The 11,605-nt window shown below is 45.4% G+C and carries 9 protein-coding genes and 1 pseudogene; 4 read left to right on the top strand and 6 right to left on the bottom strand.

Annotated features, from left to right (window positions below; genetic code table 11):
- A pseudogene (locus tag B0H50_RS07030) lies at positions 1-375 on the top strand (hypothetical protein); the annotation flags it as partial.
- A 51-nt stretch (positions 376-426) separates the two neighbouring features.
- Here B0H50_RS07030 and B0H50_RS07025 read toward each other — a convergent pair.
- Entirely contained in the window at positions 427-1,623 is a 1,197-nt protein-coding gene (locus B0H50_RS07025) for a CIA30 family protein (protein ID WP_146129187.1), read from the bottom strand.
- Positions 1,620-2,441 (bottom strand): DUF4423 domain-containing protein, encoded by an 822-nt coding sequence (locus tag B0H50_RS07020; RefSeq protein WP_233244596.1) that lies wholly within the window; start codon positions 2,439-2,441, stop codon positions 1,620-1,622. Before B0H50_RS07020 ends, B0H50_RS07025 begins: the two co-directional genes overlap by 4 nt.
- 187 nt (positions 2,442-2,628) lie before the next feature.
- Here B0H50_RS07020 and B0H50_RS13790 point away from each other — a divergent pair, with 187 nt between their 5' ends.
- The 3 genes from B0H50_RS13790 (at position 2,629) to cysK (ending at position 5,712) form a co-directional block, all read left to right on the top strand.
- Positions 2,629-2,955, top strand: a complete 327-nt coding sequence (locus B0H50_RS13790) for a cellulase family glycosylhydrolase (RefSeq protein WP_269843930.1) — start codon at positions 2,629-2,631, stop codon at positions 2,953-2,955.
- Positions 2,940-4,619, top strand: coding sequence for a glycoside hydrolase family 5 protein (locus B0H50_RS07015; protein ID WP_269843929.1), 1,680 nt, complete (start codon positions 2,940-2,942; stop codon positions 4,617-4,619). Before B0H50_RS13790 ends, B0H50_RS07015 begins: the two co-directional genes overlap by 16 nt.
- Before the next feature lie 175 nt (positions 4,620-4,794).
- A complete protein-coding gene (cysK, locus tag B0H50_RS07010; RefSeq protein WP_109587474.1) occupies positions 4,795-5,712 on the top strand; it encodes a cysteine synthase A in 918 nt (305 codons plus the stop codon).
- Between the two features lie 66 nt (positions 5,713-5,778).
- Here the strand turns inward: cysK and B0H50_RS07005 are convergent, their stop codons facing one another.
- The 4 genes from B0H50_RS07005 to gyrB are packed head-to-tail and all read right to left on the bottom strand — an operon-like array spanning position 5,779 to position 11,586.
- On the bottom strand, positions 5,779-6,519 hold the full coding sequence (locus B0H50_RS07005; RefSeq protein ID WP_106198769.1) for an arginase family protein: 741 nt from the start codon (positions 6,517-6,519) through the stop codon (positions 5,779-5,781).
- Positions 6,516-8,654, bottom strand: coding sequence for an ATP-dependent helicase (locus B0H50_RS07000; protein ID WP_158275891.1), 2,139 nt, complete (start codon positions 8,652-8,654; stop codon positions 6,516-6,518). The genes B0H50_RS07005 and B0H50_RS07000 overlap by 4 nt, the downstream gene beginning before the upstream one ends.
- Positions 8,655-8,662: 8 nt before the next feature.
- The gene (locus B0H50_RS06995; RefSeq protein WP_106198771.1) at positions 8,663-9,670 is read right to left on the bottom strand and encodes a polyprenyl synthetase family protein; all 1,008 of its coding nucleotides are present in this window, start codon (positions 9,668-9,670) and stop codon (positions 8,663-8,665) included.
- Positions 9,671-9,678: 8 nt separating this feature from the next.
- Positions 9,679-11,586: a DNA topoisomerase (ATP-hydrolyzing) subunit B gene (gene gyrB, locus B0H50_RS06990; RefSeq protein WP_106198772.1), complete on the bottom strand. Its 1,908-nt coding sequence runs from the start codon at positions 11,584-11,586 to the stop codon at positions 9,679-9,681.
- Positions 11,587-11,605: the final 19 nt, after the last annotated feature.

The following is an 11,605-nucleotide window of genomic DNA, read 5'->3' as shown; positions in this document are numbered from 1 at the left end:
GAAGCCAAAAACCTTTTGGAAAAAATTTCATTATATTTAAAGGAGTTCTTGGACGATAAAGTCCTCGAGGAGTTGAACGTGGCATTCGTAAGCATCGGACAAAAATATGGTTTCGTCAGCGCGGGCGATGTCTTTCGCCAAAGGCAGGCTGAGGCGCTTGCGGAAGGAATTTCCAAAGGTCGTAAGGAAGGGCTTTCTAAAGGACTTTCCAAAGGGCGTAAGGAAGGACTTTCTCTGGGGCTTTCCAAAGGCCGTGCGGAAGGAATTCGCCAAAATACGCGTTCCCTCGCCAAAGGTTTCTTGAAAAAAGGCGTTTCCGTTGAAACGATTGCCGAAGTCACCGGTCTCTCGATTGACGAAATTAAAGCCTTATAAAAAAGCGCGTTAAACTAAACTGCGAAAGTTGAGCCCAACTTTCGCGTTTTTTTATTTTTCAACTTTTTCCGAAGTATAAAATACGACATCGTCTAGCCAAAATTCACCGCCCGCGCCACCGAAGAACGAAATGTTCGTGACGTGAGTTTTCACGGCATCCCAGCCGATATTTCCGCCGATGCTATCTGCGGGGAGAAGAATTTCAGGCGTTACTGTATAATGCGTCCACACAGAATCCAATTCAAAATGTTGCCACGATTTGCCGCTGTCATAAGTCGCAGTACTATCGGCTAAAACATCAAAGGCAAAAGAAATTTTTCCATTCACTTCTCCGCGCGCCCAGAATGTCACCGAATCTACATGACTCATATCGGTTTCGCCGATATAGCGTCCCATCAAAGCCCAATTGCCGACGGAATCATTCGTGCTGCTAAAATGCGCAACGAATCCTTTTCGGCCAAGTCCTGCCGAATCGCGTTCCAATTTTGCCGTCGCATATTTCGAAGTAGAACGATACCAAAGCAAAGTACTGTCTTCAAAATCGTCCAAGACATACGCTTTCACTTCGGGAGTTGTATCTTGCGGAATTGTATCCATCGGAATTTCTTTCATCGTCGAATCTTTGAAGAAAACTTTTTCGTTTTCTTCTTGAATTTCAACTTCTTGTTCCGAAAGAATTTCTCCTTGGCAAAGCATTACAATGTCAAATTTTCCTTGGGGAACGACGTCAAATGTAAAATGCCCGAGGGAATCGGCAACCGTCCAAAATGAGGTACCGCGAATTTGCAAAACAATCGGCGATTTATCAGATTGAATTTCACCCGAAAGAGTCGTCGCCAAATCGAGAAAAAGCGTTACCGAAACGCTCGAATCCAAAGGAGTTTTCGGAATGGAGAATCGACTGACTGCGACAAAAACATTTTGATTTGAATATTCTAAAGCTTCGACGATATAATTTCCCGATGCAATTTGCCGCACCCAAGCGATGCCATTTTCGTCCGTCTCATAAACAGAAGAAATGCTATCCCACACAGAATAAGAATTCGAATTTTTTTCAATAGAAATCAATGCATTTTCATCGCGAATGGCGACAGATTTTTTGGCGGCAGGCGTTCCGTCTGCATTTTTTAACAAAATTTTCGCAATGGAATTCTCCGTTTCAAACGTTGAACCCGCTGTAGTATCATTTGAACATGCTGCGATGACACCACTCAGCGCAACCAAACTCATCACCCAAATCCACTTCATTTTTTCCTCGCCCTTGCAACCGGATAGAACGCCATCGATAGCTGCATCACCCGATCAGGATTCTTTATTGAATCTACTCTTTTTTGGACGAGACGGCGAAATTCTTTTATCATATCGCCGAGATCTTCAAATCCTTCTTGATCGACAGAGAGTGTGAGAGTGGAAATATTGCGTTCTTCTGCAGAAATATTTTCCAAGGCATCGCTCGCAAGCTTTAATGCTTGCTTTTGAAAATTCCGCACCGCTTGCGCTTTTTCGGGACCGCCGACAGTCAAATGCGCATCGGTTAATGCGAGTTTTCCCGATGCTAATTTTTTGACTAAGCCGACGCTTTTTAAAATTTCAATCGCTTCTTTGGCTTGTTCTTCGGAAATCGGCGGGCAAATATCTTTGGCGATTTGTTTGATGTTGACGACTCCACCGTTCAATTCTAAGTAAGCGCGAACCGCAGGAATCCACCAATTTTCAAGAAGTTTTAATTCCGCTGCTTGTAAACTATGCCGTTCGACATCGCCGAGGGCAACGGCTTTCGCCATCAATTCTTCTTTTTGCGCGGCATCTTTCGTCACCGCTGCCGAATACAACAAATCAAAAAATTCCGCAGAACGCCCAGAAAGATTGAGCATTTCCTTCGCCGCTTGGAGCGCATGCGCAGGCAAATGATGCTTTTTTTGCAGCACACGATACAAGTAGCTCGAATCAAGCCCCAGTTTATCGCCCATCATCCGATAAGAATAAAAAGGCAATTCCTTTTTACGCTTCTCGTAATAGGCTTTGAGAAAATCACGGTAATCCGTTATGTCTGCCGATAAAATCATCTCTCTTAAAATACATTTCGCACTTCTTTTTCCAAGATGAATGTTTTTAGTTTCATGGACAAAATGTCAAAGCCCGCGTTTTATGCAAAAATTGCAAAATTCTTTGCGATTAACAAAAGTTTACATTTGCCTGAAAAAGATGGAAAAAGCATAAATTTGTAACGTTCACTTTTCACGAGGTTTTCCTATGAAACAATGGATTCCGCTTACTTTGGCCGCTGCTTTTGCAACATCTGCATTTGCGCTCCCGCATTCCTCTGAACTGGTAACTCCAATGGGTTTGGGTTACAACATCGGCAATACGATGGAAGTTCCGAACGATCCGACCGGTTGGGGAAACCCATTCCCGACGAAGGAATATGTTCAGTCGATTAAAAAATTGGGATTTAACACCGTCCGCATTCCTTGCGCTTGGGATTCTCACGCAACAAACGGCACGATTAACGCAAGTTGGCTCGATTCTGTAAAAACCGTCGTCGATTATGTGATTGACGAAGCATGTATGCGATTTTGAATATTCACTGGGACGGTGGCTGGCTCGAAAACCACGTTTTTGACGGCGAAGGTTATGATGGCATCGCCTCCGGGAAAGTCTCCGTGAATGCTGCTGAAATTGCAGCAAAGCAGGAAAGCTACTGGAAGCAGATTGCAACAAAGTTTAACAACGACTACGATGAACACTTGATTTTTGCCTCAGCAAACGAACCGGGTGTAAACGACCCGTGGCTTGCTAGTGGACAATACGCTTTTGACGATGCCCGCATGAAGGTTTTAAGAAAGTATCACGAAGCGTGCCTCAGAGCTGTCCGCGCAACCGGCGGAAATAACGCGACCCGTACCGTGGTCGTGCAAATGCCTCGCACCGAAATCGACATGTACAATCTTTTGGTTGCCGAATATCCGACAGACCCCGCAGGCGACGGCTACACCATGGCAGAAGCTCACTTCTATCCGTATCAGTATTCGCTCATGGAAAAAGATGAATCTTGGGGCGCGCAGTTCTTCTATTGGGACGGCATGAATTCTACGACCGATACGAAGCACAATATGGGCGCAACCGTTAGCAGTCTCGGTTCCAAAGCGCATATCGACCAGCAATTCGACAAACTCAAAACCGCATTCACTTCGAAGAATATTCCTGTTGTGATTGGCGAAATGGGCGCAATCAAACGCTTAGAAGAAATCTCGGGCGAAAATTTGAAGCTCCATTTACAAGGTCGCGCAGCTTGGTACGGCTACACCGTTAAAGCAGCAAAGGAAAACGGAATTATTCCGTGCATTTGGGATACCGGTGCTGAAGACAATCATAACATGACGATTATCCGCCGCCAAACCGATAAGAACCCAGGAAATGTGGGCGACGTTGTGGACTACGAAGTTTTGAATGCGATGCGTAAAGCTTACGGCATGGACACCTTAGCCGGCAACTCCATCGATCAATTTGTGAAAGCAAGTCTCGATTCTTCGGATAAGATGCTCAAGGTCACTTACACTTCAAAGCAAAGCGATTCTTCTGAAGTTGGAACCATCCGCATTGACTTAGGCGGTGTGGATTGGAGTCAATATACAGCCGTTTCGTTCCAAGCGAAAATCGATGTAAAATCCACGGGTCCTTGCACTGGCACTGCTGAAGCTTGCAACGGATATGCTTGGACATCGGTTAGCGTTTTTGCGATGAGCGGTTCTTCTTGGACATGGAATGATTACAACATCCCGGAAAGCGATGTGAGCTCTACATGGAAAACATACGTGATTCCATTAAACTCCACTGGACTTGACATCGAAAGCAAAAACAAGGTGAACGCCATCGGCATCAATGTTTACGGCGCACAACTTTCGGGAACTCTCGAAATGGATAATCTCCTCTTGCACAAAGCTGACGGTTCCGTTGACACCTTGCAAAACTTCAACAAGAAAACGCCGACAATCGAAGGCGTTGCAACCGGCATTCTCGTTCCGCAAACAAGTGCAGTGCAACCGCGTCAAATTGCCGCAAACAGAGCAATTCGCGCCTCCCTCACTCTCGTTAACGGAAAGGGTCAAATCGTCGCATCGAAGAGCTTTACAACCTCTGCGGGAACAAACTCGGTGATGCTCGAAACCAATTACCGCGGCGCAGGATTTGTCGTGATGAAACTCGGCAGCAACCGCACCACGGTTCCGGTTCGTCTCCAATAATTTATCTCTTCAAAATTCAAGGCGAAGGTTCTGCGGAATCTTCGCTTTTTTGTTTTAAAGCCTCAAAAATCATCGTTTTTGAAATGATACAAAAATTATTAAAAAAATAGGAATTAACTCTTGCCGGAGAGAAATTTTCATTTTATATTATCTGCGGAAACAACAAGGAGAAAACATGAAAGTCAATAAAATTACCGATCTCATTGGAAATACTCTGCTCGTCCGCATCAACAAATTGAACGATAGCGAAGCCGAAGTTTACGTCAAAGTTGAATCTTTCAACCCGCTTTCGAGCGTGAAAGACCGCGTCGCTCTCGCGATGATCGAATCCGCCGAAAAAGCAGGCAAACTCAAACCGGGTTCTGTGATTATCGAACCGACCAGCGGAAACACCGGCGTCGGACTCGCTTACGTCGCCGCAGTAAAAGGCTACCACATTATTCTCACGATGCCCGAAACGATGAGCATTGAACGCCGCAAACTTCTCGCCGCTCTCGGCGCAGAACTCGTCTTAACCGACGGCAAATCCGGCATGAAAGGCGCTATCGCAAAGGCAAACGAAATCGCAGCACAAACTCCGGGTTCTTTCATTCCGCAGCAATTTGAAAACCCTGCAAATCCCGAAGCGCATATCAAAACAACTGGCCCGGAAATCTGGAAAGATACCGAAGGCAAAGTGGACATTTTCGTTTCGGCTGCAGGAACCGGCGGAACCGTTACCGGCGTTGGAACTTATCTCAAGAGCCAGAATCCGAATGTGAAAATCGTCGTCGTCGAACCGGACACTTCTGCAGTTCTCTCGGGAAAGCCCGCAGGCCCGCACAAAATTCAAGGCATTGGTCCGGGATTTGTGCCGAAAGTTTACGCCCCGAAAATCATCGACGAAATTTATCTGACGAATGACGTGAAAGCGGGGACAATCGCTCGCCGCGCCGCCAAAGAAGAAGGTTTGCTCGTCGGCATTTCTTCGGGAGCTGCTCTCGAAGCGGCGCTCACCATTGCAAAGCGCCCCGAAAATAAAGGCAAAACAATCGTCGCACTTCTCCCCGATACCGGCGAACGTTACCTTTCGACTTGGCTTTTCGAAGGCTAATCCAAAACTCAATTTTTAGAAATTACATCCAGGGAAAGTCGCAAGCAAAAAACTTGCGGCTTTTTTTTATTCAAAAAGTTTCCGCAGCCATTTTTCTAAGCGGAAATTGATTTGATTACTTTGTTCTAAATCTTCTGAAAATTCTCTTTGAAGCGAAGGCTCGCCGCAAATATCAATTCCCAAGACAGAATTTTTTCCGATAAATTTTTGCAAAACTTTTTCCCATTTTTTCAGAGGAAAACTGCCCGCATCCCAATTCGTTTTTAATTCATTTTCGGGAAGCGCATCTTTATCGAGCGAAATGTAAACGGGAAAACTCAACGCCTCTGCGGGTAATTCGTATTCAAAATTTTCTTGGGCGCATTCCGTTTCGGTTTTTACAAAAACGCGACTGCGATATTTTTTTTCTATGGCGAGCGCATGATCTTCGCGGATTCCAAAAAGAAAAACATTTTGCAAAAACGGATTTTCATCGAGCGTCGCTTTTACCCAACCGCCGCAAGAAAGAATGCCTTCAAACGCAGGCGCTTGCATATCCGAATGATGATCGAAAACGAGCAAGTTAAATTTTTCTTGGATGCGGTCCGTCCACAATTTCGAAAGATAATGATAATTGCCCGAATCGATAAAATGAATATTTCGCAATTCTTCTTGCGCAAAAATTTTTTGAATTTCTGCTTTCGCTTCGTCGTCTAAATAACAATCGGTGCCGCGAATTTTTGAACAATCTAACCAGCGAAAATTTTCTCCGTTGCAAAATTTTTGTTCACGGTATATTCCCGAGAAATCGCAGACGAGCGACTTCATCCTTGCACCCGTTCTAATTTTGCGGTGAATTGTAAACTGCGCGTCGTCGCTAATTGATCAAATTGAATGACGTAAGCCGATGCCGCATTATCGATTTCCACAATCGTGCCTTCGCCAAAAATTTTGTGCAGCACACGATCGCCGACAAAAAATAAATTTTGCAAAAGCGTCATGTGCTCAATGCTCTGCTGAATTTTTTGCAGAGCTTCTGCTTTTAAATCATCGGGCAGCGGATTTACCATTTCCAAATTTTCTTCGCCCGCATCAAAAATAAATCGCGAAGGAAAACGGCTGCCGATGCTACCGCCTTCATTTTCCGTTAAGAACAAACGCTCTTTTGCCCGCGTAAAAGCGACATAAGCGATGCGGCGTTCTTCTTCCATTTCTTCGAGAGTTTCAATTTTTGCGCTTGGGAACATGCCTTCCGAAAGCCCGACGATAAAGACATTCGGAAATTCCAAACCCTTTGCCGAATGCACGCTGACGAGCTTCACCGAATTCGTGCGGTCTTCTTTATCCAACATGCCGTAGAGCGCAACGCGCGATAAAAAATCTTCGAGATTTGCGTCCGGATCTTTTGCTGCAATTTCCATCGCTTGCTTTAATTCGGCGACATTATCCAAACGATCTTGGTCAGCGTCCATCCGCAAAAATTCCGTGTAACCGGACAAGTCTAAAATTTCATCGAGCACATCGTCGATGCGTTTATTCTCTAAACCTTTTCGCGTATTCGTAATCGCGTCCACATATTTCTTTGCAGCGGTGCCTTTGAAAACAGCGCTTTCTAAATTTTCAAGCAATGCGTTGTAATAAGAAATTCGATTTTCTTGCGCATATTCTTTTAAAAATTCCAATTTCTTTTTGCCGATTTTCCGCGGCGGAGAATTGATTGTTCGCAAAAATGCAATGTCATCTTGTGTCGTGAGCATTCGCAAATATGCGATGACATCTTTGATTTCTCGGCGTTCGTAAAATGAAATGCCCGCGAGAATGCGATACGGAATTTTGCGTTGAATTAAAATTTCTTCCACCGGTCGCGACATCGAATGCGCGCGATAAAGAATTGCGATGTCGCCTAAATTAGCGCCTTCGGAAACGAGCTTTCCAATCGTATCTGCAATCCAATTCGATCCGGCTTTTTGATCTTTGCCGTGAAAATAAATCGGCTTTTTTCCGTCGGCGTGATTCGCGTGTAATTCCTTCGGAAAACGCACCGCATTATGCGAAATCAATTCGTTGGCAGCTTTTAAAATCTGCGGCGTGCTGCGATAATTTTCTTTGAGAATTATCGTTTTGGACTGCGGATAAGTTTTATCAAAATCCAAGAATAAACGCACATGCGATCCGCGCCACGAATAAATTGTCTGATCGCTATCGCCCACGATAAAAAGATTGCCGTGCTTCGCCGAAAGAATTTGCGCAATTTTATATTGCTTCTTGCTCACATCTTGAAATTCATCGACCATCACATACTGAATGCGATTCTGCCAATGTTCTCGCGCTTCCGAAAATTTTTCCAAAATGTACGCCGTAAAATTGATAAGATCGTTAAAATCTAGTCCAAAATTTTTCTTTTGCTCGTAAAGATAGCGGAAAAATATTTGACGTTTTTTGTCCGGCTCATCCGCAATTTTTTGCAGCAATTCTTCAGCGCTAATCCGTAAAAATTCATCGATATACGCATCGGTCATTTTGCCCGCTTCGAGCACTTCATCGATTGTCCGCTGCATCGTCGTTTCACGCAGAGAAATTTTCATGTCCGCAAAAATGCGTTGCAGCATTTCTTTTTCATCATCGGTATCGATGACAATAAAACTTTTCGGATAACCTAATCGATTAATTTCGTCTTTTAAAAATCGCGCGCAAAATGCGTGAATCGTGCTGATTTGCCCCAAGTCCAAATCGCCGAGCATTGTACGAATGCGACTTTTCATTTCGTTCGCCGCACGATTTGTAAATGTGACCGTGAGAATATTCGAAGGAGAAATGCCGAGTTCTGAAACTAAATACGCATAACGCGCTGTCAGCGCTTTCGTTTTCCCGGTGCCTGCGCCCGCCATCACGCGGACATAGCCTTCGGTCGTTGTGACCGCTAAAAGCTGCTCCGCGTTTAATGCTTTGAATGTTTCTGTCAATGGCAAATTTAGTTGCCGCGTTCTGTCATCGAGAACAAAAACGCTTTGAGAATTTCGATGTGTTCGTTTTTCGGAAGCGAATCAGAAATTTCGGACGCATCCGAAATATGTTGCAATGCAATTTCTTTTGCTTGGTCAAATGCGCCCGCATTTTTTAAACGTTCGCAAATTTTTTCTGGAACGCCTGTTTCCGAAGATTTTTTCAGCAAATCTTTCATCTCCGATTTTTCTTCGGGAGAAACTTTTTCAAAATAAAGAATCAAAGGAAGAGTCGCAAGTCCGTTTGAAAGATCGGTAAATTTTGCTTTATCTAAATCGGTTGCGCCGACGCCATAATCGAGCAAGTCGTCGATGATTTGAAATGCAATTCCAAAGTGCGCGCCAATTTTTCCAAATTTTTCCACTTCCGGTTTTTCAAATCCCGCAATAATCGCTCCGATGCGAGCGCTCGCTTCGATGAGTGCTGCGGTTTTACAATCGATAATGTGATTGTATCGCGCAAGAGAAATATCCAAATCTCCCGTCGAATCGAGTTCACAAATTTCGCCAACGATTAAACGGTTTGCCGCCGAAGAAAGTTCAAGCGGAATATCGTGCGCTTGTTCGTGAATGACTGCACGCATTGCCTGCGACAAAATGTAATCGCCCATAAGAACAGCGATTTTATTTCCCCATTCTACATGAGCGGTGCGTTCGCCGCGGCGCAGAGTCGTTTCATCGATAATGTCATCGTGAACAAGACTTGCTAAATGCAACATTTCTACGCCCGCGCAAGCTTTCGCCACGCGTTCCATCACAGGAGAATTTTTTCCCGATGTCGCAATTAACGAAAGCACTGTCGAACGAATCTTTTTTCCTTTGCGCTGAATGAGTTTTAACATCCGTTCCGAAACACCTTCTGGAGCCGAGCGCGCAACCGCTAAAACGGTCGCATCGGCTTCGTTCAAGTATTCTTGAACTTGTCCACGTGCATTCTGCAGCACTTCTTGAAAGGTCTTGTGATCGGCGGAATTCATAGGAAAAATTAAATGTCCAAATCGTTGATGACTTTGTATGCGTTTTCTTCGATGAATTTGCGGCGCGGTTCCACGTCTTCGCCCATCAACATGCTGAACACATTGTCGGCGAGAACGCCATCGCTAACGTGACATTTTTTCATAATGCGCGTTTCGGGATTCATCGTTGTTTCAGCGAGCTGTTCTGGGTTCATTTCACCCAAACCTTTGTATCGCTGAATGTCATAATTTTTCTTTTCGCCCGAGTCAATGCTTGCGAGTTCACCTTCATCGAAGATGTAACGAATCGTCTTCTTGCCTTGCGCCAAACGGAAGAGAGGCGGCTGCGCAATGAAGACATAACCGCCATCGACGAGCGGACGCATATAGCGGAAGAAGAACGTGAGCAAAAGAGTTTGAATGTGAGAACCGTCCACATCCGCATCGGTCATGATAATCACTTTGTGATAGCGGAGTTTTTCCAATTTGAATTCGTTGCCAATGCCACAGCCGAGTGCGTTCACCAAATCCTGAATAGTATCAGCGTTCAAAACGCGGTCAAGGCCCGCTTTTTCCACATTCAAAATTTTACCGCGGAGCGGAAGAATCGCTTGAAATTCACGGCGACGTCCTTGCTTTGCAGAACCACCTGCAGAGTCACCTTCCACAATGAAAAGTTCACATTTCGCTGGATCGCGTTCACTGCAGTCGGCGAGTTTTCCCGGAAGTCCACCACTTTCGAGAATGTTCTTGCGACGAGCGAGATTGCGGGCTTTGTGTGCAGCTTCGCGGGCAACTGCAGCGTTGTAAACTTTATCGACAATCGCTTTGACAATCGCAGGATTTTCGGCAAAGTATTCATCAATTTTTGCACCGAAAGCGGTATTCACCAAACCGGCGACTTCGGAGTTTCCCAAACGGCGTTTCGTCTGGCCTTCGAACTGCGGCTGCGGAATTTTAATCGAGATAACTGCGGTCAAACCTTCGCGGATATCGTCAGCAGCAATCTGCGTATCTTTCTTGCCCTTCGGAAGAATTTCTTGCGCATACTTTCCGATGATGCGGGTCATCGCCGTTTTAAAACCGGTGACATGAGTTCCGCCATCGTGAGTATTCACATTGTTCACAAAGCTGAAGAAATTTTCTTGATAACCGTCGTTGTACCAAAGTGCGACTTCCAGCGGATATGTACCTGCGGTCGTCGTGATATGAATCGGTTCATCAAAAAGCGGTTTGCGATGTTCGTCCACATAACGGACAAATGCCGAGACGCCTCCCGGGAAATAGAACGAATCTTTTTTACCATCCGGAGTGCGTTCATCGGTTAACGAAATGCGAAGTCCGCTCATGAGGAAAGCGAGCTCGCGGAAACGTTCAGCGAGAGTTGCGTAATCGTAAACGGTTTCTGTAAAAATCGAATCGTCCGGATAATATTCAACGGTTGTTCCCGTCGTTCCGTCCGAAGCGCCGATGTCTTTCTGATCGGCGAGCGGTTTACCCTTCGAAAATTCTTGCTGAATCACGCGACCGTTGCGGCGCACCGTCACGATGAGCTTTGTCGAAAGCGCGTTTACACAACTCACGCCCACACCGTGAAGACCCGCAGAAACTTTATACGAATTGCTGTCGAATTTTCCGCCAGCGTGGAGTTTCGTCATCACGACTTGAATCGTGCCCACGTGCTCTTTCGGGTGAATATCCGTTGGGATGCCGCGACCATTATCGACGACGCGGATTCCGTTGCCCGGTAAAATGGTCACTTCGATATGCGTGCAAAAGCCCGCGAGAGCTTCGTCCACCGAGTTGTCCACCACTTCCCAAACCAGCTGATGGAGGCCCACGGAATCGGTCGAACCGATGTACATTGCCGGACGAACGCGAACTGCTTCGAGTCCTTCAAGAACGGTAATGCTCGAGCCACTATATTCTTCAGCCATGAAAACCTCAAAAAAAAAT

It is taken from the genome of Hallerella porci, from assembly GCF_003148885.1.
Taxonomy (GTDB): Bacteria; Fibrobacterota; Fibrobacteria; order Fibrobacterales; family Fibrobacteraceae; genus Hallerella; species Hallerella porci.
The sequence above is the reverse complement of the archived record's forward strand: the minus strand, read 5'-3'. Positions and strand labels throughout refer to the sequence as shown.

What these genes read in the sequence shown, in the direction of transcription:
- B0H50_RS07025 (WP_146129187.1), bottom strand. Translation starts at nt 1,623, where the DNA reads ATGAAGTGGATTTGGGTGATGAGTTTGGTTGCGCTGAGTGGTGTCATC.
- B0H50_RS07020 (WP_233244596.1), bottom strand. Translation starts at nt 2,441, where the DNA reads ATGATTTTATCGGCAGACATAACGGATTACCGTGATTTTCTCAAAGCC.
- B0H50_RS13790 (WP_269843930.1), top strand. Translation starts at nt 2,629, where the DNA reads ATGAAACAATGGATTCCGCTTACTTTGGCCGCTGCTTTTGCAACATCT.
- B0H50_RS07015 (WP_269843929.1), top strand. Translation starts at nt 2,940, where the DNA reads ATGTATGCGATTTTGAATATTCACTGGGACGGTGGCTGGCTCGAAAAC.
- cysK (WP_109587474.1), top strand. Translation starts at nt 4,795, where the DNA reads ATGAAAGTCAATAAAATTACCGATCTCATTGGAAATACTCTGCTCGTC.
- B0H50_RS07005 (WP_106198769.1), bottom strand. Translation starts at nt 6,519, where the DNA reads ATGAAGTCGCTCGTCTGCGATTTCTCGGGAATATACCGTGAACAAAAA.
- B0H50_RS06995 (WP_106198771.1), bottom strand. Translation starts at nt 9,670, where the DNA reads ATGAATTCCGCCGATCACAAGACCTTTCAAGAAGTGCTGCAGAATGCA.
- gyrB (WP_106198772.1), bottom strand. Translation starts at nt 11,586, where the DNA reads ATGGCTGAAGAATATAGTGGCTCGAGCATTACCGTTCTTGAAGGACTC.